This window comes from Paractinoplanes hotanensis, from assembly GCF_023717965.1.
GTDB classification, from domain to species: Bacteria; Actinomycetota; Actinomycetes; order Mycobacteriales; family Micromonosporaceae; genus Actinoplanes; species Actinoplanes polyasparticus.
In genome coordinates, this window is the sequence record NZ_JAMQOL010000015.1 from 1 (window position 1) to 22,708 (window position 22,708).

General features: G+C 70.6%; 17 protein-coding genes, 3 tRNA genes and 2 pseudogenes. 12 read left to right on the plus strand and 10 right to left on the minus strand.

Translation table 11 applies throughout. The features are described 5' to 3' along the window. Positions 1-81: 81 nt before the first annotated feature. Complete coding sequence (locus LXN57_RS47870; RefSeq protein WP_255644855.1) at positions 82-204, minus strand: hypothetical protein; 123 nt, start codon at positions 202-204, stop codon at positions 82-84. A gap of 93 nt (positions 205-297) precedes the next feature. On the opposite strand from LXN57_RS47870, the gene LXN57_RS11575 reads away from it, so the two are divergent. Further along, positions 298-1,257, plus strand: coding sequence for a GlxA family transcriptional regulator (locus LXN57_RS11575; protein ID WP_251798054.1), 960 nt, complete (start codon positions 298-300; stop codon positions 1,255-1,257). Positions 1,258-1,286: 29 nt separating this feature from the next. After that, complete coding sequence (locus LXN57_RS11580) at positions 1,287-2,687, plus strand: glucose-6-phosphate dehydrogenase (protein ID WP_251798055.1); 1,401 nt, start codon at positions 1,287-1,289, stop codon at positions 2,685-2,687. A gap of 2 nt (positions 2,688-2,689) precedes the next feature. Here LXN57_RS11580 and LXN57_RS11585 read toward each other — a convergent pair whose 3' ends face one another. The 3 genes from LXN57_RS11585 to cbiE all read right to left on the minus strand — a co-directional run bounded on the left by LXN57_RS11585 (position 2,690) and on the right by cbiE (position 5,804). Next, positions 2,690-3,535, minus strand: a complete 846-nt coding sequence (locus tag LXN57_RS11585; RefSeq protein WP_251798056.1) for a cobalt-precorrin-6A reductase — start codon at positions 3,533-3,535, stop codon at positions 2,690-2,692. 234 nt (positions 3,536-3,769) lie between these two features. Next, positions 3,770-4,525 carry a precorrin-4 C(11)-methyltransferase gene (gene cobM / locus LXN57_RS11590; protein ID WP_251798057.1) on the minus strand — a complete coding sequence of 252 codons (756 nt, stop codon included), beginning with the start codon at positions 4,523-4,525 and terminating at the stop codon, positions 3,770-3,772. 61 nt (positions 4,526-4,586) lie between these two features. Beyond that, a complete protein-coding gene (cbiE, locus tag LXN57_RS11595; protein ID WP_251798058.1) occupies positions 4,587-5,804 on the minus strand; it encodes a precorrin-6y C5,15-methyltransferase (decarboxylating) subunit CbiE in 1,218 nt (405 codons plus the stop codon). A gap of 164 nt (positions 5,805-5,968) precedes the next feature. On the opposite strand from cbiE, the gene LXN57_RS11600 reads away from it, so the two are divergent. The 5 genes from LXN57_RS11600 (at position 5,969) to LXN57_RS11620 (ending at position 12,308) form a co-directional block, all read left to right on the plus strand. After that, positions 5,969-7,546: a ferredoxin reductase family protein gene (locus LXN57_RS11600; RefSeq protein WP_251798059.1), complete on the plus strand. Its 1,578-nt coding sequence runs from the start codon at positions 5,969-5,971 to the stop codon at positions 7,544-7,546. 14 nt (positions 7,547-7,560) lie between these two features. Next, the gene (locus LXN57_RS11605) at positions 7,561-8,076 is read left to right on the plus strand and encodes an FMN-binding protein (RefSeq protein WP_251798060.1); all 516 of its coding nucleotides are present in this window, start codon (positions 7,561-7,563) and stop codon (positions 8,074-8,076) included. Positions 8,077-8,108: 32 nt separating this feature from the next. Continuing rightward, positions 8,109-8,837, plus strand: a complete 729-nt coding sequence (locus LXN57_RS11610) for an FAD:protein FMN transferase (protein ID WP_251798388.1) — start codon at positions 8,109-8,111, stop codon at positions 8,835-8,837. A gap of 172 nt (positions 8,838-9,009) precedes the next feature. Continuing rightward, positions 9,010-10,599, plus strand: a complete 1,590-nt coding sequence (locus LXN57_RS11615) for an ABC transporter transmembrane domain-containing protein (RefSeq protein WP_251798389.1) — start codon at positions 9,010-9,012, stop codon at positions 10,597-10,599. Next, positions 10,596-12,308, plus strand: coding sequence for an ABC transporter ATP-binding protein (locus tag LXN57_RS11620; RefSeq protein ID WP_251798061.1), 1,713 nt, complete (start codon positions 10,596-10,598; stop codon positions 12,306-12,308). The genes LXN57_RS11615 and LXN57_RS11620 overlap by 4 nt, the downstream gene beginning before the upstream one ends. Before the next feature lie 19 nt (positions 12,309-12,327). Here LXN57_RS11620 and LXN57_RS11625 read toward each other — a convergent pair whose 3' ends face one another. Further along, on the minus strand, positions 12,328-12,897 hold the full coding sequence (locus tag LXN57_RS11625; protein ID WP_251798062.1) for a TetR/AcrR family transcriptional regulator: 570 nt from the start codon (positions 12,895-12,897) through the stop codon (positions 12,328-12,330). Between the two features lie 275 nt (positions 12,898-13,172). Between LXN57_RS11625 and LXN57_RS11630 the strand changes: the two genes are divergently transcribed. Beyond that, complete coding sequence (locus tag LXN57_RS11630) at positions 13,173-14,849, plus strand: CocE/NonD family hydrolase (RefSeq protein WP_251798063.1); 1,677 nt, start codon at positions 13,173-13,175, stop codon at positions 14,847-14,849. Between the two features lie 91 nt (positions 14,850-14,940). Here the strand turns inward: LXN57_RS11630 and LXN57_RS11635 are convergent. Together LXN57_RS11635 and LXN57_RS11640 are read right to left on the minus strand one after the other, a co-directional pair. After that, positions 14,941-15,168, minus strand: a pseudogene (locus tag LXN57_RS11635) (hypothetical protein); the annotation flags it as partial. 50 nt (positions 15,169-15,218) lie between these two features. Then, positions 15,219-16,400 (minus strand): GNAT family N-acetyltransferase, encoded by a 1,182-nt coding sequence (locus LXN57_RS11640; RefSeq protein WP_251798064.1) that lies wholly within the window; start codon positions 16,398-16,400, stop codon positions 15,219-15,221. Positions 16,401-16,589: 189 nt separating this feature from the next. On the opposite strand from LXN57_RS11640, the gene LXN57_RS11645 reads away from it, so the two are divergent. The 4 genes from LXN57_RS11645 to LXN57_RS11660 all read left to right on the plus strand — a co-directional run bounded on the left by LXN57_RS11645 (position 16,590) and on the right by LXN57_RS11660 (position 17,159). After that, a tRNA-Gly gene (locus tag LXN57_RS11645) sits at positions 16,590-16,662 on the plus strand. 34 nt (positions 16,663-16,696) lie between these two features. Then, positions 16,697-16,767: transfer RNA gene (locus tag LXN57_RS11650), tRNA-Cys, on the plus strand. 22 nt (positions 16,768-16,789) lie between these two features. Continuing rightward, positions 16,790-16,864: transfer RNA gene (locus tag LXN57_RS11655), tRNA-Val, on the plus strand. A 139-nt stretch (positions 16,865-17,003) separates the two neighbouring features. Further along, positions 17,004-17,159, plus strand: coding sequence for a hypothetical protein (locus tag LXN57_RS11660; RefSeq protein WP_251798065.1), 156 nt, complete (start codon positions 17,004-17,006; stop codon positions 17,157-17,159). Between the two features lie 297 nt (positions 17,160-17,456). Here LXN57_RS11660 and LXN57_RS48295 read toward each other — a convergent pair. The 3 genes and pseudogenes from LXN57_RS48295 to LXN57_RS11680 form a co-directional block, all read right to left on the minus strand. Then, a pseudogene (locus tag LXN57_RS48295) lies at positions 17,457-18,515 on the minus strand (recombinase family protein); the annotation flags it as partial. 1,304 nt (positions 18,516-19,819) lie between these two features. Then, complete coding sequence (locus LXN57_RS11675) at positions 19,820-20,626, minus strand: SAM-dependent methyltransferase (protein WP_251798068.1); 807 nt, start codon at positions 20,624-20,626, stop codon at positions 19,820-19,822. Positions 20,627-21,290: 664 nt separating this feature from the next. Then, on the minus strand, positions 21,291-22,526 hold the full coding sequence (locus LXN57_RS11680) for an IS110 family RNA-guided transposase (protein WP_251798069.1): 1,236 nt from the start codon (positions 22,524-22,526) through the stop codon (positions 21,291-21,293). Positions 22,527-22,708 lie beyond the last annotated feature (182 nt).

Below are 22,708 nucleotides of genomic sequence, written 5' to 3' on the forward strand. Positions count from 1 at the left end.
CGGGGGGCGCGCCCCCCCCCCCGGGGGGGGGTGGGGGGGGGGGGGGGGGGGGGGGGGGGGGGGGGCCCCCCCCCCCACTTCTCAGGGGTGGCGGAAGCCGCCGTCCGAAGGCTTCCAGTCGGCGCTGTCGCGTGAGTCCACAGTGCGGCCGGCGACGGCGAAAGCGAGGATGACCAGGAAGAAGATTGCGATTGCGATAGCCATGACATAGAGCTTCGTCGTGGCCGCGCAGGCTCGACAGTGGCAGAGATGCCATACACCTTCAATATCCTGCCAACCCGCCGTATGCTCCGTCACATGCTCCGTAACGTGGCTGTGATCGCCCTGCCCGAGGTGGCCGTCTTCGAGCTCGGCGTGCTCTGCGAGCTGTTCGGCTACGACCGCACGGCCGACGGGCTCCCGGCCTACGACTTCGCCGTGTGCTCCCTGGACGGCGGGCCGGTGCCCAGCCGGGCCGGGTTCGACATCGCCGTACGCCACGACCTGAGCCGGGCGGAAGACGCCGACCTGGTCGTGATCGCCCCCTTCGACAACCCGGCCTTCGAGCCGCCCACGCCCGTCCTCGAGGCCCTGCGCCGGGCCCACGAGCGCGGCGCCTGGGTGATGAGCGTGTGTACGGGCGCGTTCGCCCTGGGCGCGGCCGGCCTGCTCGACGGCCGCCGCTGCACCACCCACTGGCTGCACACGGCCCGCCTGGCCCGCCTCTATCCGGCCGCCGTCGTCGACCCCGACGTGCTCTACGTGCAGGACGGGCGCATCCTGACCAGCGCCGGCACCGCCGCCAGCATCGACGCCGGGCTGCACCTGATCCGCCAGGAACACAGCACCGCGGTGGCCCGGATGCTGGCCCGGCGCATGGTCGTGCCGCCCCACCGCGAGGGCGGCCAGGCGCAGTACATCGAGACGCCGCTCAAGTCCGTGCAGTGCGAGACGCTCCAGCCCGTGCTGACGGCCGTGCTGGCCACCCTCGACCAGGCGCACACCGTCGACACCATGGCCGAACTGGCTCACATGGCGCCGCGCACCTTCGCCCGCAAGTTCCGCGACGAAACGGGCGCCACCCCGCACGACTGGCTCATCAGCCAGCGCATGCTGCTCGCCCGCAACCTGCTGGAGGAGACCGGCCTCGGCGTCGACGCGATCGCCGACCGTACGGGCTTCGGCAGCGCCGCCACGCTGCGGCACCACTTCGCCCAGCGCCTGTCGACGACGCCCCAGGCCTACCGCGGGACGTTCCGGTCGTCACAGCCGGTGTGAGGCCCCGATCGGCCGGGCAAAGGCTGGTCATGGCGAAGACTCCCGGCCCCACGGTGTTCGTGCTGTTCGGCGCGACCGGCGACCTGGCCCGGCGGATGGTGCTGCCGGCCTTCTACACGCTCGCGATCGAGGGCCTGCTGCCCGACGAGTGGCTCCTGGTCGGCAACGGCCGCGGCGACGTCTCGCACGAGGATTTCCGGGCCCACGTGCGTAAGGCGCTCGAAGAGTTCGGCCCGGCCCCCGGCGACGGGCCGTGGAAGACGTTCGCCGACCGGCTCCGCTTCGCCGGCGGCGGTTTCCGCTCCGACGATCCCGGCAGCCTGCTCGACGTGATCGCTTCGGCCCGGGCCGAACTGGGCGGCTCGCCGCAACTCGTGCATTATCTGGCCATCCCGCCGGTCGCGTTCGAGGAGACGACGAAGGCGCTGGGCCAGCACGGCCTGGCCGAGGGTGCGCGGGCTGTCTACGAGAAGCCGTTCGGCACGTCGCCGTCGTCGTTCCGCTCGCTGAACCGGCTCGTGCACCGGGTCTTCGGCGAGGATCAGGTCTATCGGATCGACCACTTCCTGGGCAAGGAGGCGACGCAGAACCTGCACGTGACCCGGTTCGCCAACGAGGCGTTCGCCGCCCTGTGGACCCGCGAGCACCTCGAGAGCGTGCAGATCGACGTGCCCGAGACGCTCGGGGTGGAGGATCGGGCCGGGTTCTACGACGCCACCGGCGCGGTGCTCGACATGCTCGTGACGCACCTGTTCCAGGTGGCCGCCGAGGTTGCCATGGAGCCCCCGGCCAGCCTCGGGGCGGCCGACCTGCAGTCCGCCCGGGAGCGGGTGATCCGCTCGTTCCGCCCGCTCGACCCGGCCGAGGTGGTGCTGGGGCAGTACACGGGCTACAAGTCGATCAAGGGCATCAAGCGGGGCTCCACGACCGACACGTACGTCGCCGCGAAGCTCTGGATCGACAACGCGCGCTGGCGTGGTGTGCCCTTCCTGCTGCGTACGGGAAAGAGAATGGCCGACAGCAGGCAGGTCGTCAGCCTCGTGCTCAAGACGCCGCCGAAGCCCCTGCCGGACCTGCCCCCGCAGGGCAACGTCCTGTCGTTCGACCTCGCGGGCAACGGCAAGATCGACCTGTCGCTGCTGGTGAAGCGGCCCGGGGTGGCCCTCGACGTCGAGGGCGGCTCGGTGCGGCTGCCGCTCGAAGAGGTTCCGGACGCCGAGCCGCTACCGCCGTACTCGCGCCTGATCCACGACGTGCTGCTGGGGGACAGGTCGCTCTTCACCCGCCCGGACGGGCTCAGCGCGACCTGGAAGGCGGTCGGGCCGCTGCTCGACAACCGCCCGAAGCCCGTGCCGTACGCGCAGGGTTCGTGGGGGCCGTCCGTCGCCCGCAAGCTCGTCGCCCCGCACCGATGGCTGCTCGGCCAGTAACTTCAGCGATCGTTCGGGCTGGTGCCGAGCAGGCTGTGCACCTGCTCGACCGCCTCGGCGACAGATGCCACGGTGTGGGCCGTCGCCGCCGCGGGCGGCCGGTCCACCATGACCACCGGCAGACCGCGCTCCCGGGCTGCCACGAGCTTGGCGTCGGGGCCGCCGCTGTCCTTGCTGACCAGCACGTCGATGCGGTGCTCGGCGAGCAGCCGGCGCTCGCCCTCGAGTGTGAAGGGGCCGCGGTCGAGCACCACCTCGAGCCGGTGCGGCATGGGCGGTTCCGGGGGTTCCACCGAGCGCGCCAGGAACCAGGCGTCGACGCCGGCGAACGCGGCGATGCCCTGGCGTCCGGTCGTCAGGAATACCCGGGGCGTCGATCCCAGGCGGCCGGTTCTCGGGGTGCGGCCGGTTCTCGGGGTGCCGCCGGCGAGCAGGGCGGCCGCTTCTCCGAGATTGCGCACGCGATGCCACGCGTCGTCCGGCTGCTCGACCCAGCCCGGGCGCCGGAGCACGACCAACGGCACCCCGGCCCGGCTCGCCGCCTGTGCCGCGTTGGCGCTGATCGTCGCCGCGAAGGGGTGGGTCGCGTCCACCAGCGCGTCGATTCGGTGTGCTCCCAGATAGCCGGTCAGCCCGTCGACGCCTCCGAATCCGCCTATTCGCACTTCCCCGGCAGGCAGTAGCGGAGAGGAGGTTCGCCCGGCCAGCGACGTGATCACTGCGAATCCCGGCAGTGAGCCCGCCAGGGCCCGTGCCTCGCTCGTGCCGCCCAGGATCAGCACGCGCGGCCGCGAGTCGCTCGGTACCGGCGACCACGCGGCTGCGAGCGCATTCAGAGGGTCGACCACGGCGGCCCCTCCCGCGTTCTCCGGGTTGCCGCGCACTGTGAGCGCGTGTTCAGCGGCTGTGTTCTCTGGGCTGCCGGTTTGTGTGAACGGGTGCTCAACAGCTGCGTTTGTGCGCTGCCGGTTTGTGCGAGCGGGTGCTTAACGGCTGTGTTCTCTGGGCTGCCGGTTCTTGTGAGCGCGTGTTCAGCGGCTGCCTGCTCAGCGGCCTGGGCGTGCGGGTGGTTGGTGGCTGGGTCAGGCATGGGGGTCGGTGCGACAGCGGTCTGTGGAGTAGAGGTGGCTGTCGGGGAACTGGGAGGCGGTGAGTGCGGCGCCGGCGACGACGATCGCCGTGCGGCGGATGCCGGCCTCTTTGACGCGCGGGGCGATGTCGGCCAGCGTGCCCCGGACGATCAGTTCGTCGGGGCGGCTCGCTCGGGCCACGACGGCTACCGGGCAGTCGGCGCCGTAGTGGGGGATCAGCTCGGCGGCCACCGCCTCGATGCGGTGCACGGACAGGTGCAGCACCATCGTGGCTCGGCTCGCTGAGAGGGTGGCGAGATCCTCGCCGGTGGGCATGGCGGTGGCGCGTTCGGCGGTTCGGGTGAGGATCACGGTCTGGGCCACGCCGGGGACGGTGAACTCGCGATGCAGGGAGGCGGCCGCCGCGGCGAAGGCGGGGACGCCGGGGATCACGTCGTAGGGGACTCCGGCGGCGTCGAGGCGGCGCATCTGTTCGGCCACCGCGCTGAAGACCGACGGGTCGCCGGAGTGCAGGCGGGCGACGTCGTGGCCGGCCTCGTGGGCGGCCACCAGCTCGGCGATGATCTCGTCGAGGTTCAGGCCGGCGGTGTCGACCACGCGGCAGCCCGGCGGGCACCATTCGAGCAGCTCCGGCGGCACGAGACTGCCCGCGTACAAACAGACCGGCGCCGCTGCGATCAGCCGCTGCCCCCGCACGGTGATCAGGTCGGCGGCTCCGGGCCCGGCCCCGATGAAGTGCACCGTCATCGCGTCATCACCTGCGTCCGGTCGGCGGCGCCGCCGGGTCCGGCGCCGATGAAATGGACTGTCATGGCGTGGTCACCGACCAGATCGTTACGGGCATCATCGGTCTCCAACCCGTGAAGTTGCCTACCGGGGAGCCTCGGCTCACGGAGAGTCTGATCAGCTCGCCGCCGAGCTTGGCGTGGGCCGCCGCCAGGGCGGCCTCGGATTCGACCGTCACCGCGTTGGCGACCAGGCGGCCGCCGGGGCGCAGGGCGGTCAGGCAGGCGTCGAGCACGCCGTCGCGGGTCAGGCCGCCGCCGATGAAAATGGCGTCGGGGGTGGGGAGGCCGGCGAGGGCTTCGGGGGCTCGGCCGGTGATGAGCTGAAGGGCGGGTACGCCCAGCGCTGCGGCATTCGTCGCGATTGTTGCGGCTCGGGGCGCGGACGACTCGATGGCGATGGCGCGGCACGACGGGTGGCTGCGCATCCACTCGATGCCGATGCTGCCGGAGCCGGCGCCGACGTCCCACAGCAACGCGCCGGGCACCGGGGCCAGCACGGACATGGTCACCGCGCGCACCTCGCGCTTCGTGAGCTGCCCGTCCGTCTGGTAGGCGGAGTCGGCCAGGCCGGGCGCGAGCGAGGTCGCCGGGCCGTCGGGGCCGCAGTCGATCGCGATCACGTTGAGCGGATCGCCCGGGGGGTGCTCCCAGGAACCGGCCGTGCCCGTGACGACCTGCTCCGACGGGCCGCCCAGCTGCGACAGCACGGTGATCGTGGCCGATCCGAAGCCGGCCGCCGCGACCAGTCCGGCCACCGTCGCGGGCGTCGCGGCGTCGCGGGACAGCACCAGCAGGCGCTGCCCGGGGTTGAGCGCCCGCCGCACGGTGGCCGGGTCGGCGGTCACCAGGCTCAGCACCTCGGTCGTGGCGAGCGGCCACCCCATCCGGGCGGCCGCGAGCGCGGCCGAGGACGGGTGCGCGATCACCCGTACGCGATCGGGCCCGAGCAGTCGCACCAGCGTGACCCCGATGCCGTGGAACATCGGGTCGCCGCTGGCCAGCACGGCCAGGCCCGCTGCGGCATGCTCCTCGATCAGCTCGCCCAGGGCCGGGAGCAGCGGCGACGGCAGCAACACCCGCCGCGCCGGGACCGAGGGCGGCAACAACGCGAGCTGCCTGCTGCCACCCATGATCACACCGGTCGACCGGAGGGTGTCATGGCCCGTACGAGAAAGCTCTGACCAGCCGCCGGCGCCGATGCCGACCACCGTGACCAGGTGGGGGTTGTCGGCGCTCATGGGCCGAACCTATCGAACCGCGCGGGGCCGAGAATTTCCGCATCCGTTTGAGCGAAGGCAGCGCCGGGTGCGTACAACAGCCCGACGGCTCCCCGAGACCGGGTCGTCACGTCGGCCGCAGGGGGTGGCAGACGCCCAGACCGACCGCTGAACGGGTGACGAACATGGCGCAGGGACCGCCGACGTTCCAGACGTTCCAGGATCAGCGCTACGAACCGGACGATGACTCGCAGTTCTTCGCCGACCTGCGGTCCATGCCCGACGAGGACGACCGCTGGGCGTCTCAGGAGCCCTGGCCCGAGGACCCGAACCGGGACGACCCGTACCGCCGCAGTGACATCCTGATCGAGTCGCAGACCGACCCGACCGGCTGGAAGGCGTCCGGCCCGGCGCAACCGCCCATTCCGGACGACCGCCCGCCGGCCGAGGCCATCTCCGGCAACCGCCTGCTGACCGTCATGCTGTTCTTCGCGGGCCTGGCCACCAGCGTCGCCCTGTGGCTGTTCGAGACGCAGTCCGGCGAGATCGGCGACACCGCCAGCCTGATGCTCGCGGCCGGCCGCATCACCGGGCTGATCGGCGGCTACCTGCTCTTCATCCAGCTGCTGATGATGAGCCGGGTCAGCTGGCTCGAGGAATGGGTGGGCGCGCGGGACCTGCTGCGCTGGCACCGCTGGCTGGGCACCTCACTGACCGTCTTCGTGCTCGCCCACGTCGTCTTCATCGTGTACGGCTACGCGCTCACCGCCGAGACCGGCGTCGTCGAGCAGGGCTGGACGATCATCACGACGCTGCCCGAGATGCTGAGCGCCACGGCCGCCACCATCATCCTGGTAGTCATCAGCCTGATCTCGATCCGCGGGGCCAGGGCCAAGCTTCCGTACGAGTTGTGGCACCTGATCCACCTCACGGGCTACCTGGTCCTGCTGCTCGGCTACGGCCACCAGGTCGCCACCGGCGCCAACCTCAGCGGCCCGTTCGCGTCGATCTTCTGGCCCGCCCTGACCGCCCTGGTGATCTCGGCCCTGGTCTGGGGCCGCCTGGTCGAGCCGCTCTGGCTCAACCTGCGCCACAAGTTCGAGGTGGCCGAGGTCGTCTCCGAGGGCGGCAACACGTTCTCGATCTACATCGACGGCAAGAAGCTCGAGAAGCTGCCCGCCCAGGCCGGTCAGTTCATGCGCTGGCGGTTCCTGACCCGCAACGGCTGGTGGCAGTCGCACCCGTTCTCGCTGTCGGCCGCGCCCAACTCGCAGTGGCTGCGGCTCACCGTGACCGCGGTCGGTGGCCACACCTCGCGTCTGGGCACCATGAAGCCGGGCACGCCGGTCTGGGCCGAAGGCCCGTTCGGGGTGTTCACGGCCCAGCGGCGTACGCGCCGTCGTGCGCTCCTGATCGCCGGCGGCAGCGGCATCGCGCCGATCCGCGCCCTGCTCGAGGACATGCCGCCGGACACGATCGTGATCTACCGGGCCAGCCGCCCCGACGAGCTGGTCTTCCGCGGTGAGCTCGAGGAGCTCGCCGAGCAGCGCGACGCCTGGGTCCGCTACATCGTGGGCGGGCGCAACGACCCCGGCCCGCGCCGGCTGTTCACCCCGGACGGCCTGCTCGGCCTGGTGCCGGACGTGAGCCGGCGCGACGTCTACCTGTGCGGCCCGCCCGGGCTGGTGGAGGCCGCGGTCGGCACGCTGCGTGATCTCGATGTCCCGGACAGCCAGCTGCACCTCGACCCGTTCGAGTTCTGATTAGGAGTTTCCCGATGCGACGCAGTACCGCAGCCGCCGTAGGCACCCTCACCGGCGCCGCCCTGATCATCGGGGTGCGACTGAGCGTGACGCCGCCCGAGGCCCCCGTCGTGGCCGCGCCGGTCGGCAACCTGGCCGAAGGCACGCCGGCGCCCAAGCCGTCGTCCAAGAAGCCGGCCGCCTCGGGCTCCAAGGAGAAGGCGCCGGAGAAGGAGCCAGAGAAGGAGAAGGAGGCCGCCAAGCCCAAGAGCGGCCTCAAGGACGGCGTCTTCAAGGGCGACGCGGCGGCCAACCCGTACGGGAAGATCCAGGTCACCATCAAGGTCGAGGGCGGCGAGATCACCGACGCGGCCGCGACCTTCCCGACCGCGAACGACAGCGCCACGATCAACCCGCCCGCCATCGCCGCGCTCAAGGAGTCCACGCTGCAGGCGCAGAATGCGGACGTCTCGGCCGTCTCGGGCGCCACCTACACCAGCGACTCCTACGTCAAGTCACTCCAGGCGGCGCTGGACGCGGCAAAGGCGTAGGGTCACGCTCTGTGCGCCATGTCGAGCAGGTGATGGGGACGACGGTCAGCATCGAGCTGGGCGAGGACCGGCCCGACCATGAGCTGCGCCGGCTCGTCGCGGACGTGTGCGACTGGTTGCACGAGGTGGACGCGCGCTTCAGCACGTACAAGGCGGACAGCGAGGTGTCCCGGTTCGGCCGCGGCGAACTGCGGCTGGAGGACGCCTCGGCCGATCTGCGGCACGTCCTGGACGCGTGTGCTGATCTCTGGCGCGATACGGACGGTTACTTCGACACGTACGCCTCGGGGCCGCTCGACCCGTCGGGCTACGTGAAGGGCTGGTCGGTCGAGGTGGCGGCGGCCCGGCTGCTGGCCGCCGGCTCGCACGACCACTACATCAACGCCGGCGGCGACATCCGCATGCGCGGCAACCACCCCGACGGCGGGCCCTGGCGGGTCGGTATCCGGCACCCGTGGGAGGCCGACAAGGTCAGCTGGGTGCTCGCGCTGCACGACGGGGCGGTGGCGACCTCGGGGACGTACGAGCGCGGCGACCACATCTTCAACCCGCGTACGGGCCGCCCGGCGCAGGGGCTGCGGTCGGTGACGGTGGTGGGGCCGGATCTGTCGGTCGCCGACGCCTACGCCACGGCGGCGCTGGCGATGGGGGAGTCCGGCATCGCCTGGCTGGCGAAGCGGGCGGCCGACGGTTACGACTCGGCTGTGGTGACCGACGACGGCCGCGCGTTCAGCTCGGCCAACCTGCCGGCCGCTGTCTGACGGTTGTCCCGCGCGCCCCTGGGGGTGGACGTGCTGTTATCCACAACCGGGTGAAACTGGGCGGCGTTCATCGACCGTCTTGAGGCAGCATGACGGCGTGGACATACGGGGACCGGCAAGATTTCTCTGGTGGTTGGGTGTCAGCAACAAGGGCCGGGTGGCTCTCGGCGCGATGTTCGGGTCGCTGTGGTTTCTCAGCCTGGCGTCCGCCCCCTGGCTGCTCTCCCGGGCCATCGACCACGGCCTCGCGGCGCGTGATCCCGGCGCGCTGATCGGCTGGGCCGCGGCCGTGCTGGTCGTCGGCGCGGCCAGCGCGGGTCTCGGCATCATGCGGCACCGCAGCATGACCAAGATGCGCATGGCGGCCGCCCTGCAGACGGCCGACCTGGTGATGGGTCATGCGACCCGGCTCGGATCGGCGCTGCCGCGCCGCATCACCGCGGGCGAGGTCGTGACCATCGGCATCTCCGACGTGTGGACGATCGGCCGGGCCATGAACGTCGGCGGCGTCGGCGTCGCCGCGGCCCTGGCGATCTCCGTCGTCGCTGTGGTGCTCTTCCGCACGTCCCACATGCTCGCTGCCGTCGTGCTGATCGGCGTGCCCGTGCTCGCGATCCTCGTCGGGCCGCTGCTGCAGCGCGGCCAGCGGGCCGGCCTGGGCTACCGCGAGCAGCAGGGCGAACTCAACACCCGCCTCGTCGACGTGCTCGGCGGCCTGCGCATCCTCAACGGACTGGGCGGCAAGCAGACCCACCTCGAGCGGTACGACCGGGAGTCCGCGCGGCTGCGCGACCAGGGCTACCAGGTCGGCGGGCCGTTCAGCTGGATCGGCGCCCTCGGTGACGGGCTGCCGGTCGTGTTCCTGGCCGTGGTCGTCTGGCTGGCGGCCCGGCTGGCCGCGTCCGGCGAGCTCACGGTGGGCGAGCTGGTGGCGGTCTACGGCTACACGGCCATGCTCGTCATCCCGGTCAACGTGCTGATCTTCTGCTCGTTCGACGTCACCCGGGGCCTGGTCTCGGCCCGGCGCGTGGTCGACTTCCTGCGGCTGCCCGCCGACGACCCGTCCGGCGAGCCCGCTCCCGACGGCCCGGCCCCGCTGCACGACCCCGAGTCCGGGGTCACCGTCGAGCCCGGGCGGCTGACCGCGCTGGCCGGCGCACGCCCCTCCGACGCCGCCGCGGTGATCGACCGGCTCGGCGCGTACGGGCCGACCGACGCCACCTGGGGCGGCCGCCCGCTCGCCGGCATCGCCCAGTCCGAGGTCCGCGCCCGCATCCTGGTCGCCGAACCCGACGCGGCCCTGTTCGCGGGCGACCTGCGCGACGTGATCGCCGGCCGCGACGACCCCGACGACGACCGCGTCCGCGCCGCGATCACCGCCGCCGTCGCCCACGACGTCGCCTCCGGACTCGACCGCCCGATCGAGTGGTCCGGCCGCAACATCTCGGGCGGCCAGCGCCAGCGGGTGCGGCTGGCCCGGGCCGTGCACGCCGACCCCGAGCTGCTGCTGGCGGCCGAGCCGACCTCGGCCGTCGACGCCCACACCGAGGCAGCCATCGCCGAGCGGCTCAGCGAGACCCGCCGCGGCCGCGGCACGGTCGTCGCCACCACGTCGCCGGTGCTGCTCGACCGGGCCGACGTGGTGCACTACCTGGTCGACGGCCGGGTCGCCGCGTCCGGCACCCACCGCTCGCTGCTGGCCACCACGCCGGGCTACCGCGACCTGGTGACTCGCGCCTTCGACTCCGAGGAGGGCGCGTGAATCTCCCCGTCGCCGATCAGCGCCAGGTCGGCCGGGCCGCGCTGCGCCTGGTCAAGGCCGACCGCCGCTCGGTCGCCGTGATGATGACCCTCAACGGCCTGGCGGCGCTGGCCGCCCTGGGCGGGCCGTGGCTGCTCGGCCGGATCATCGACGAGGTCGCCGCCGGGGGCGGGGCCGAGGCGGTCGACAAGCTCGCCGCCGGCGTGCTGGCCTGCGCGGTCGTGCAGACGCTGCTGTCCCGGCACTCGCTGTCGATCGCCTACCGCTTCGGCGAGCGCACCGCCGCCCGCATCCGCGAGAACTTCCTGCGCCGCGCGCTCGCCCTGCCCGCGGCGGTGATCGAACGGGTGCCGGCCGGCGACCTGGCCGCCCGCGGCACCACCGATGTCGACGCGGTGGCCAACACGCTGCGCGACATCCTGCCCAACATCTTCATCGGCGTCGTCCAGATCGTCTTCATCATCATCGCCGTGCTGGTGCTCGACCCGCTGCTCGGCATCGTCGGTGTGCTCGGCCTGTCCGGCATCTGGTTCTCGACGCGGTGGTATCTGCGCCGGGCCCGCTCGGCCTACCTGACAGAGGGCGAGGCCAACTCCCGGCTCGCCGACGAACTGGCCGCGACCACCGCGGGCGCCCGCACGATCGAGGCCTTCGACCTGTCCGGCCGCCGGCTCGAGGTCGGCCGCGAGGTGATCGCCGAGACCCGGCGCACCCGCCTGGGCACCCTGCGCCTGCGCAGCGTCTTCTTCCCGTCGGTCGAGATCTCGTACGCGGTGCCGAGCGTGCTGGTGCTGCTGCTCGGCGGCTGGCTGTTCTTCGAGGGCCGCGTCACCCTGGGTACGGTGAGCGCCGCGGTGCTCTACCTGCGTCAGCTGGTCGGCCCGCTCGACATGATCCTGATCTGGATCGAGTCGTTGCAGAGCAGCAGCGCGTCGTTCGCCCGCATCGAGGGCCTGACCGCGGTCCCGGCCGCGCCCCCGTCGGCGACGACCCTGCCGACCGACGACCGCATCGAGATGACCGGGGTCCGGTACGCGTACGACCAGGGACGCGACGTGCTGCACGACGTGAACCTGACCGTGCGCCCGGGGGAGCGGCTGGCGATCGTCGGCCTCTCCGGCGCCGGCAAGTCGACGCTGGGCCGCCTGATCGCCGGCGTCGACCGCCCCGGCTCGGGCACGCTCACGGTGGGCGGCGTGCCGGTCGCCGACCTGCCACCGGACGTGCTGCGCCGCCAGGTAGTCCTGGTGACACAGGAACACCACGTCTTCCGCGAGTCCCTGCGCGACAACCTGATGATCGCCGCCCCCGACGACGACCTGCGCCGCGCCCTGAAAATGGTCGGCGCCGACTGGGCCGACGACCTCGACCGCGACCTCGGCGAGCAGCCCCCCGACGGTGCTCAGGCCCAACAGCTGGCCCTGGCCCGTGTCGTGCTGGCCGACCCCCACACGGTCATCCTCGACGAGGCCACGGCCCTGCTCGACCCCACCGCGGCCCGCACCGCCGAACGCGCCCTGGCCGCCGTCCTGCACGAACGCACGGTCATCGCCATCGCGCACCGCCTGCAGACAGCCCACGACGCCGACCGCGTGGTGGTCATGGAGGACGGCCGCATCATCGAGGTCGGCACCCACGACGAACTGGTGGCAGCCGACGGCCCGTACGCCGCCCTGTGGCGCTCCTGGCACAGCGACCAGAACTCATGACGGCGCCGGCCGGCCCTCCTCACCTCGTGCGGAAGACGCCGTCCAAGGCGAGGTCGATCGTGCGGCCGGCGGCGGCCTGGGCCGGGAGGGTGCCGTCGAGGGAGCCTTCCAGGACGCCCTCGACCATGGTGAAGATCAGGATCAGGTCGGCGGGTTCCAGGTCGCGGCGTACGTGGCCGTGTTCCTGGGCCCGGCGCAACGGCTCGGCCAGCAGGGCGACGATCCGGCGCAGGTAGCGGCCCCGCACCGCCGGTTCCAGGCGACGGGCCAGGTGCACCAGCGGGCGCATCGTCACCTGGGCGCGCAGCACGGCGTCGAGCATCGGGCGGAAGGCGGCGGGCTGCTGTCCGGCGGCGGCCACGCAGGCTTCGAGGCGTTCGACCTGGTGGGCGATGACGGCTGCGGTCATGGCGTACCGGTCGGGGAAGTGCCGGTAGAGGGTGGCCTGCCCGACTCCGGCCTTGCGGGCGATCTCCGGCATGCCGACGGCGTCGCGGCCGCTGGTCATGAGGTCGCAGGCGGCCAGCACGATCGCTTCCCGGTTGCGCTGCGCGTCTCGCCGGCGCGGCGCCTGCACTCCGTAGAGCATCGGCTCGCCTCCCTCCGCCTCACGGCCTTGCCCGGCCTTGCCTTGCCCGGCCGTAGCTGAGCGCGAGGCCGTGGCCTGCGTAATCACGCCTCGAAGTGACCTACGTTACTGGCTGGTAACGATAATGTCATGAAGTTCAATTTCTCGGAACCGGCTCCTACGCTGCCGAAACCGGAGCGCTCCAGCCCCTCCCATACGCGACCCCGATCCGTACGGACGTGCCACCGCGTCCGCCGGCTCGGGCTCGTCGTCCTTGCTCTGCCCGAGGAGTGCGCATGGAGCACCGCCGCAAGATCCTGCTCAGCGTCGCCCTGACCGCCGGCCTCGTCCTCTCCGGCGCCGTACCCACCCCGGCGGCCGCCGCGGTCCAAGCGACCACCGGATCCCTCTCCTCGCGGCCTGTCCGAGACGAGACGTCTCGTCTCGCGGCTGCCTCCGAAGCGGCTCGTGCGACAGGCGCCTCCGCCGCGAAGAGGGTCTCTGCGGCCGTCGCCACGACCGGGTTCAGATTCGTGGACATCGCGGGAGCGGGCGTGGTGCTCAAGGCCAACGTCATCGCTCCGGTGGCCGCCGGCCGCTACCCGGCCGTCATCCTGCCGGCGAGCTGGGGGCTCAACGACCTCGAGTACCTGGCGCAGGCCCGGAAGCTGGCCGAGGGCGGCTACGTCGTCGTCTCGTACACGCCGCGCGGTTGGTGGGCCTCCGGCGGTGAGATCGACACGGCCGGGCCGAAGGACATGGCCGACCTGTCCAAGGTGATCGACTGGACGCTGGCCGCCACGCCCGCCGACCCGGCCCGCATCGGTGCGGCCGGGATCTCGTACGGCGCCGGTCTCAGCCTTCTCGGCGCGGCGTTCGACAAGCGGATCCGCGTCGTGGCCATGATGAGCGGCTGGACCGACCTGGTGTATTCGCTCTACAGCGACCAGACCCGCCATCGCCAATCGGCCGGCCTGCTCGAACTGGCGGCCGCCCTGCTCGGCAACTCCGGCCCCGAGCTCAGCGGCAAGCTGGCCGACTTCAAGGCCAACCGCGACGTGGCCGACGTGATGGCGTGGGCGCGCGTGCGCTCACCCGCCACGTACCTGTCCCAGATCAACGCCAACGGCCCGGCCGTGCTGATCGCGAACGCCTGGGGCGACTCGTTCTTCCCGCCCAACCAGTTGGTCGACTTCTATCGCGGGCTCACCGGCCCCAAGCGGCTGGAGCTCCGCCCCGGCGATCACGCGATCGCCGAGCTGGGTGGCATCTTCGGCTTCGAGAACGACGTCTGGTCCGGCGTACGGAACTGGTTCGACCAGCACCTGGCCGGCCGCCCCGCCGAGGCCCGCCCGCCCGTGCTGATCCGCCCCGACAACGCCGGCACGGAGTCGTACGCCGACTGGTCGGCCCTGAGCACGTCGACCACCCGTTACGGACTCGGCCGCATCCGCACTCTGGACGGCACCGGCCTGCTGGGCGGGGCGCCCACCACGGGCTGGACCAAGAACGTGCCCACCGACCTGGACACCACCGCCAACGGCGGCGTGGTGCTGCTGACCAACGGGGTGGCCGCCTTCACCAACCAGCGCCCGTCGGTCTGGCTCCCGGCGGTCAGCCGTACCCGGGCCGGCGTCTGGGCCGCTGCCCGCCCCGGTACACCGCTCAAGATCCGGGGCATTCCCCGCGTACACCTGAACCTGGCCGGAAGCCCCGCCGCCGGTTCCCTGGTCGCCTACCTCTACGACCTCGACAACCTGGGCGCCGCCCGGCTGATCACCCACGCCCCGGTCACGTGGACCGGCGCGGGCGAGGTGGACGTAGCCCTCTCGGCGGCCGCCTACGACGTCCCCGCCGGCCACTCGCTGACCCTGGTCATCGACACGGTGGACCCGCTGTACTACGACTCCAATGACCCCGGCCGCAGCATCACCATCGCGGGCGGCTCTTACCTCGACCTGCCCACTCGCTGACCGCCGTCGTCCCTCCCCCCAGGGGCGGGACGGCTCAGCGCTTGCGCTTCCGGAGGTTGGCTTGCACACGCTTGAGGTCTTCGGGCGGCGCCGACAGGATTCCCCAGCGGGACCGCCAGGCCATGACCGAGCCGATCGAGACGGCCGACATGATCGACCCGATCGACAGCCACGACCCGATCGACAGGATCGACAGATTGGATCCGACCGACCCGATGGAGAGCGACGACCCGACGGACCCGATCGACAGCACGGATCCTTTGGAGTAGATGCTCAGCACGGAATCCTCGGACTTGTACGACAGGATCGAGCCCTTCATCCCGTGATTATCACCCGCCCGCCCATGCCCGGTGTGCCCCCCCCGAACGCTCAGAAGTCGGCGCAGATGTAGGGCATCCGGCGCGGGAACAGACCGCTCAGGGTGGCCACCGCGGCGCCGTCGACCTGGCCCAGCCCGCGGATCACAACCTCGACGGGATCGAGTACGCCGTACAGCAGAGCGCTGAAGCCGCCCACCGAGAGAGTCGCCGCCGGGGCGGCTGTGCCCTTGGACACGGTGAGCCGGCCACCCTCGCCGGTCAGCCGCCACAGCCCGCCCACCAGCGGGTCGTCACCGATCTCGACGGTGATGTCGCCGTCGCCGGCGGCCGTGCCGGTGAGGGCCGGCATGTCGAGCACGCGCACCATCGCGCCGCCGTGCCGGGGCTGGTCGACCTTGGCCTCGGTGGTGACGGTGAAGTCGGTGCCCCACAGCTCGGGCACCTCGTCGCTGCTGACCCGGACGTGCACGCGCGCCACCTGGTCGACGTGGCGCCCGAAGAACTGGAGCAGCAGCGCCCGCCCCATCGGCCCGGTGGTCAGCAGGTCGGAAGCGTGCAGATCACCGCCGTACGCACCAATGCGGTAGTCCACCACGCCGACCACCTCGCCGCCGGAGCGGGCGACCGCCACCCAGCGCTTGTCCTCCCGGAATCCGGCGGTGTGGGTCTCGTCGTACACGGCGAACCCGTGCCGCTCGCCGAGCAGACGCTGCTGGAGACCCTGCCAGGCACCGAAGCCGTCACGCATGGGTAACAGCTCGACCTCGCCCGGCAAATCGGCCCGCGTCAGGTGCGACAGCCCGTCGGGCGCAAACGTCGCAATGCGGTGGCGCGGAGTGCCGACGTAGCCGAACCGGGCATAGAAACTCGGCCGGAACGGATAAAGCGCACTGACCACGGCCCCCTCGTCACGGGCCCGGCGCAGCAGCCGCTCGAGCACACCCCGCACGAGCCCACGCCGCCGCGCGGAGGGATGCGACGCCACCGACGCCACCCCCGCCATGTCGAGCACCCGCCCACGCACGTTCTGCCGCATCCGCAACGAGGCCGCGCAGGCCAGCGCCTTGCCACCCTCTTCGGCGATCAGGTTGATCGCGGTTTGGAAGTAAGCCATGCGCCGCTCGTAGGCAGCCTCGTCGTCCGCCGGCCAGGGCGAGGGCATGAACGCGTAGGACTGGAGGGGAAACATCGTCGCCGTACGCTCAGCCGCGCTGATCTCTCGGAACTCCATGGCCTCATCCAACACCGCGGAGGCTCCTGGCCGCCCGCCCGGTTTCCAACCTGTGGATAAACCGGAACGCCCAGGTGAACCCCGCTGCGCGACGCGCCGGGGGACCCCGGTTTGGCAAGGCGCCAGGTGACCGGCTAATGTTTCTTCCGTCGCCAGGCAAGCCGGAACGCCGGTCAGGCCGAACGACATGCGGACGTAGCGCAGCTGGTAGCGCATCACCTTGCCAAGGTGAGGGTCGCGGGTTCGAATCCCGTCGTCCGCTCGGAGAGGCCTTCACAGTCGTGCTGGGCCGGCTCGGTGGAGTGGCCGAGAGGCGAGGCAACGGCCTGCAAAGCCGTCTACACGGGTTCAAATCCCGTCTCCACCTCGCAAGAGGTTGCAAGTCCTGAGGGCGATTGGCGCAGCGGGAGCGCGCTTCCTTGACACGGAAGAGGTCACTGGTTCGATCCCAGTATCGCCCACCAAAGTTGGCAGTGCGCGAACCACCTGGTTCGCGTCACGTTCGGTAAGGGTCAGCCCGTCAGGGGCTGGCCCTTCGTCGTTTTCGGCCAGCGGGAGCTTGAAGACCGGTCGCACGGTGTCGTCGGCGATGATCGTGACTTCTTGGATGAGGGTTTCGAAGAGTGCCTTGCGGGCGGTGTGCGTCTCGTTCGTGAGGATGTGTCGGATTTCGGCCCGGATGGCGTTCATGTCGGCTGGGGTGAGCGCTTGAGGTGGCTCTTCAAGGTCGAGTTCGAGTTCGGCTTTGCGGGCGCGTAGAGCCTTTGACTGGCTTTTGAGGGTGTCCAGGCGGGCGCGGATCTCGGGGGCGCCGTCGTCGAGGGTGCCTTTCTCGAAGGCGGTCAGGTAGCGGTCGACGGCGGCGGCGTTGTCGCGGATCTCCTTCTTGACGGTGGTGAGCTGTTCGCGTTTGGTCGCTGTCGAGCTGGCGTGAGTTTGCTGGAAACGGGTGATGGCGTCGGTGATCAGTTGGTGGCCGGTGGTGTAGAAGTCGAGCAGGGCGTCGCCGATGGCGGCTTCGAGGTCGTCGGCGTTGAAGCGGTGGATATCGCAGCCGGCTTTGTTGCCGTAGCGGGCGCGGCTCCAGCAGGTGTAGTAGCGGTAGGTCTTGGAACGGCCGGTGGCAGCGGTGCCGATGTACCCGCGTCCGCATTGCGGGCAACGGATCAGCCCGGTGAGGGTGTAGGCGGAAGGATTGGCGGCGCGCTGACCGATGTCGGCGGAGCGCCGGCCGAGGATGTGCTGAGCGCGGTCGAACTGGACCGGACTGATGATCGCCTCGTGGGCGTCCGGGACGACGATGTCGCGCCAGGTCTTTTCGCCGAGGTAGATCCGGTTGGTCAGGGTTATCTCGACGGTGTGTTGTGACCATGGTTTGCCGAGCCGGGTGCGTAGTCCTTGGTCGTTGAGGCGTCCGGCGATGGTCTTGGTGCCGAGCCGGTCGGTGGTGTAGAGGTCGAAGATGGTGCGGACGGTGGTGGCCTCGACCGGGTTGGGGACGAGTTTGTCGAGCCGTCGGTCGATGGTGTAGCCGAGGGGCCGGGCGCCGCCGGTCCACAGTCCTTTGGCGGCTTTGCGTTCCATTCCGGCGATGACGCGGTCGATGATGGTTTCGCGTTCGAACTCGGCGAACACGCCGAGCATCTGGACCAGCATCCGGCCGACCGGGGTGGCGGTGTCGAACGGCTCGGTCGCCGACCGGAAGACGACCTCGGCGTCGGCGAGTTCGTCGAGCAGGCCGGTCAGGTCGCGCAGGCTGCGGGAGAACCGGTCGACGCGGTAGACCAGCAGGGTGTCGAACATCCCGGCCCGAGCAGCGCGCAAGGCCTTCTGGAGTTCGGGACGGTCGGTGCTGGCGCCTGAGGCGTCGTCGGAGTAGACGGCGACGATCTGCCAGTCGCCGGGCTGGGAGGCGACGAAAGCCCGGAGTTTGGTCTCCTGAGCTTCCAGGCTGAACGGCTGGTGGTCCTCGTCGGTGGAGCGGCGCAGATAGATCGCGATCCGGCGGTTGGTGTCCTCGATGATGTGCCGGACGCGGTGTGGTGTGCGGGTTCGTTTAGCCATGATCATCACCTCAAGATCATCTGTCGGGTGGGATGTCGACCGTCGGTCCATCTGTGGCTGGGGTCAAGCCGCCCGCGTAGGGGTCAGAAACACGAAAGGCCCGGCACCGGACGCTCTGTCGTGGAGAGTGTTCGGTGCCGGGCGTTGGTGCGTGGATGGTTAGGGGTCGAGTTCGGATCGGTGGTCGTGCCACCAAGCGGCGATCATCGCGGCGAGCGCGGTGACGGCCTGTTCGTAGTCGTCGGTGGACATGGGGACGACGTCGGGCGCTAGCACTCGAACGGGTCGTGGTCGTTTGCGGGGCTGGGGTTCGTCGGCGTTGCTCCGGCTGGGTGACTGCTCAGCCATAGGCAGTCCGGCGGCTTCGCGGCCCGGGCGGGCCGAGATGGCGGTTTAGGGTGTTGGAGCCGGTCATCATGAATCTCCTTCCGGCGGGTGGCACACGAAACGCCCGCCGAAGGCAGATCCGGCGGGCGCGGTCGGGGTCGGTCCGTGACGTGAGTGGGGCGTGCAAGCACACCTTGTCGGTGCGCGACGAAGGGCTTGGCCTGTGGGTGCCCTCCGGCAGGCTGAGGAGGGCGTCACCTGCCCGCTCGGTCAACCATGGCGTGGCGGGCGAGGACTATGCGGATCTGGTACGAGCGCGGCGTAACGGGCAGGTCGGGCCGACAGCTTGATCACCAGGCGCACGCTGTCGGCGCCAGATGTGTGCGTCTCGAGCCACTGAAACGATCCTCTTTCGGCATAGCGACTCGTTTGCCGCCGCCGGCAGGGATGCTTTTGGCTGTGACCGCCGCTCCGGTGCCGCCCGCCTTACGACGCGCCAGATCTTCGGGCTTGTGTTGACCTTGTTGGTCCTGGCTGCCGCAGGCACGCTCTGGTGGGTTTGCAGACCGTCCCCGGAAAGCCCGGGCCGAGGTACCGTCTGCCTCACTCATGGCTCGCCGTCTGAGCAGGCCGCTGCGGAAGCGCTCTGCCTCCGGCGAGCCAGGGACGAAGCCGCCCGCAATCCGTTGCCGGCGCGGACGATGATGGACCCCGCTGCTTCGTCGGTGGCATCTGCATCGTCGCGGACGTTGAGCCCGGCAACGGCGCCCCGACCGGCGGGCATCAGCGGGACGTCTTCCAGCGGCCGCTGATTCTGGCGGCGGCGATGCCTGCTGACCTGGCCCTTGCCGGTGGCTTCTCAGCCGGTGTGGCGGCCGGGTTTCTCACCCGACGTGGCGGATTCCTCGATGGAGATCGCTGCGGGCTTGTCGCCGCGAGACGGGTCTGTGGCCGCTGATCCTGCGGTGATCCGCGGGGGCCCCGCGTATAGGTTGCGCTCGTGGCTGGCCGGCGTCGAGGGGCTCGGGTCAGCCGATGCGGCCGACGCCGCCGAACAGGTAGACCTCCGGCTCGCCGGACTCCGGGTCGGGGCGCCAGCGCGAGCACGTGACGACGCCGGGCTCCAGCAGATCCAACCCGTCGAAGAAGCGCTCGAGCTCCGCCTTCGTCCTGGCGCGGATTGGCGTGCCGCCGCGCTTGGTGGTCTCCCGCATCACGCGCAGCATCGGCTCGCCGTGGATCTCCGCGGTGGAGTGAGTGAGCACCAGGTAGCTACCGGTGGGCATCGCCTGCACCAGCTGCGCGACGGAGCCGTACGCCACGTCGTCGTCCATGAGGTGGTTGACGACGCCGAGGAGCATGAGCCCGATCGGCTGCGAGAAGTCGAGCATCTGCCGCGCGGCCGCGAGTATCGTCTCCGGTTCCCGCAGATCGGCTTCGACGTAGTCGCAACGACCTTCCGGCGTGCTGGTCAGCAGCGCACGGGCATGTACCATGACGAGCGGGTCGTTGTCGATGTAGACCACCTGGCAGCGCGGGTCGAGGGACTGCGCGACCTCGTGGGTGTTGTCCGCCGACGGGAGCCCGGTGCCGATGTCGAGGAACTGGTGGATGCCGGCATCCTCGACGAGGAACCTGACCACGCGTTTGAGGAACGCGCGCTCGGACTTCGCCCCGATCGGGATGTCCGGGATGTGGGCGATCACCTCATCGCCGGCGGCCCGGTCGACCTCGAAGTTGTCCTTGCCGCCGAGCCAGTAGTTCCAGATTCGCGCCGAGTGCGGAACCGTCGTGTCCAGTTTGGAGTCTGCGGGGCGCCCCCGGTCCTCGGTCATGAGGGCATTCTTCCGCGCCGATGGGGCGGTGACGCAAGAGGGGCGGCTGGTGCGGACAATGGCCCCTCCCAATGAGTCGTAACGACGGGATCTGAGCCGGGGCAGGTGAATGGTCGACGGTGCACCGCATCCGAACGGCGGGCACGGCGACTCCAATCGGGTACCCCGGCTACGGCAACGGCGCAAAGTCCCACCAGCATCGTTAGGTGCCGAACGGTCTGGGACGCTACCGGTCCAGACCACGGCGATGATCAATCGCTCCCCCGGCCAGCGCTGAGGCCGGACAGCTGTCCGGTCTCCGGAATCATGTCGGATGACCATGCGGCGAGCGGGCTTGCGACACGTAGATGAAGACGAAAAAGGCGGTCTCGGCTCCGACTCTCGCGTCGACAACGATCCGACGTGTCTCGATGTCCCGAGGATCATGTCATCGGTCGGTGCCGTGAGCTGGACTTCGACAGGTACAGCGAGGCTTGGTTGTCACGATTCTCGGTGATTCTGGCGGATTCGATACATCAACCGGTTCGGCGGATCGCCAATAGCCGCCCACCGCACTCACCCGCCTGCGCGGCCGTGACCGTGAGTCACCACATTGGCCTCGCCGCCGGCTTTGGTCTGAACATGGACGCACCGGATCGCGGCAGACATCCCATGTTTTTCAAAGTCAAGTGGTGGGCTGGAGATGGGCCCAGGCGGTTGCTTCGTCGTAGGCGCTGCTGGTTTTGAGGCAGCCGTGGAGGATGCCGACGAGCCGGTTGCCGAGCTGGCGCAGAGCGGCTTGGTGACCGGTCCCTCGTTCGCGTAAGGCTTGGTAGTAGGCGCGTGCTCCGGGTGAGCCGCGCATGGCGCAGAACGCCCATTGGTGCACCGCGTCGGCGAGACGACGGTTGCGGGCGTAGCGGGCCAGCACGACCCGGCGGCTGCCGGAGGCGCGAGTGATCGGCGAGGTGCCGGCGTAGTTGCGGCGAGCTTTGCCGTCCGCGTAGCGGTGTGGGTCGTCGCCGAACTCGCCGAGGATCCGGGCGCCGAGCACGGCCCCGAGGCCGGGCAGGCTCAGGTAGCGCTCAGCGTCCCGGTGCCGGCCAAAATGGGAGGTCACCACCTGCCCGAGTTCGGCGATCTCGATGTTCAGGATGTTGATGAGTTGCACCTGGCTGGACACGATCGCCGCGTAAGCGTTCTGGACCGGCCGCGGCTGACGCAGCTGATCGGCTTTCAGTGTCTGCTGGATCGTGGTGGCTCTGCCGTCGAGATCACGACGGCCGGCCCTGCGCAGTGCGGCCACGATGGTGACCCGGGGCAGGCGGGCGGCCCGGTCTGGATCCGGTGCCCGGTCCAGCAGTTCGAGGGCTTCGCCCGCGGTCAGATCGTCGAAGGCTTGCAGTGCGGCGGGGAAGAACTCCCGAAGCGTGGACCGCAGCCGCAGGACCTGCCGGGTGCGGTCCCAGATCAGGCTTTGATGCGCCCGCGCCACCAGCTTCACAGCCTCCGCGAGAGGGCTGTCACCGGCGACCTGCCGGTGGTGAGCGTGATCCAGGCGTACGACCTCGGCCAGGACGTGAGCGTCGCCGGCGTCAGACTTCGCGCCCGAGGTGGAGTGCCGTTCCCGGTATCGGGCCGCCGACATGGGGTTGATCGCGAACACTTGATACCCAGCGGAGAGCAGCGCTTGGACCCAGGTTCCGCGGTCGGTCTCGATCCCGATCTGCACCCGTGCAGCCGCTTCGGCCGGCTCGAGGTCCGCCCACGAGGCGGGCATGTGCTCCGCGATCAGCGCGTGCAGCCGGCTGATGCCCTCGAGACCTTCAGGCAGTCGTGCGCGGGCCAACCGCCGCCCGTCGTCGTCGAGTAGTTCGACGTCGTGGTGGTCTTCGGCCCAATCGTCTCCGACCCAGATCATCCTCGCCTCCAGTGTCGACACCATGGTGGTGGCAGCAGCGCGGAGGAGACGTCAGCGATCTAATAGTCAAGTGCTCACCGCCTGCGGGCGGGGCGCGTCATCCCATCGGCTGTCCCATCTCCTCACGACCAAGCGGGCGCACGGTCTGCCGCAAGACCTCAGAAGGTCAAATGAGTGGAGTG

Coding starts and splice junctions, on each gene's coding strand:
- LXN57_RS11615 (WP_251798389.1), top strand. CDS start 9,010: ATGTTCGGGTCGCTGTGGTTTCTCAGCCTGGCGTCCGCCCCCTGGCTG.
- LXN57_RS11600 (WP_251798059.1), top strand. CDS start 5,969: ATGGCGCAGGGACCGCCGACGTTCCAGACGTTCCAGGATCAGCGCTAC.
- LXN57_RS11575 (WP_251798054.1), top strand. CDS start 298: ATGCTCCGTAACGTGGCTGTGATCGCCCTGCCCGAGGTGGCCGTCTTC.
- LXN57_RS11580 (WP_251798055.1), top strand. CDS start 1,287: ATGGCGAAGACTCCCGGCCCCACGGTGTTCGTGCTGTTCGGCGCGACC.
- LXN57_RS11625 (WP_251798062.1), bottom strand. CDS start 12,897: ATGCTCTACGGAGTGCAGGCGCCGCGCCGGCGAGACGCGCAGCGCAAC.
- cbiE (WP_251798058.1), bottom strand. CDS start 5,804: ATGAGCGCCGACAACCCCCACCTGGTCACGGTGGTCGGCATCGGCGCC.
- LXN57_RS11640 (WP_251798064.1), bottom strand. CDS start 16,400: ATGGAGTTCCGAGAGATCAGCGCGGCTGAGCGTACGGCGACGATGTTT.
- LXN57_RS11610 (WP_251798388.1), top strand. CDS start 8,109: ATGGGGACGACGGTCAGCATCGAGCTGGGCGAGGACCGGCCCGACCAT.
- LXN57_RS11675 (WP_251798068.1), bottom strand. CDS start 20,626: ATGACCGAGGACCGGGGGCGCCCCGCAGACTCCAAACTGGACACGACG.
- LXN57_RS11630 (WP_251798063.1), top strand. CDS start 13,173: ATGGAGCACCGCCGCAAGATCCTGCTCAGCGTCGCCCTGACCGCCGGC.
- cobM (WP_251798057.1), bottom strand. CDS start 4,525: ATGACGGTGCACTTCATCGGGGCCGGGCCCGGAGCCGCCGACCTGATC.
- LXN57_RS11680 (WP_251798069.1), bottom strand. CDS start 22,526: ATGATCTGGGTCGGAGACGATTGGGCCGAAGACCACCACGACGTCGAA.
- LXN57_RS11605 (WP_251798060.1), top strand. CDS start 7,561: ATGCGACGCAGTACCGCAGCCGCCGTAGGCACCCTCACCGGCGCCGCC.
- LXN57_RS47870 (WP_255644855.1), bottom strand. CDS start 204: ATGGCTATCGCAATCGCAATCTTCTTCCTGGTCATCCTCGCTTTCGCC.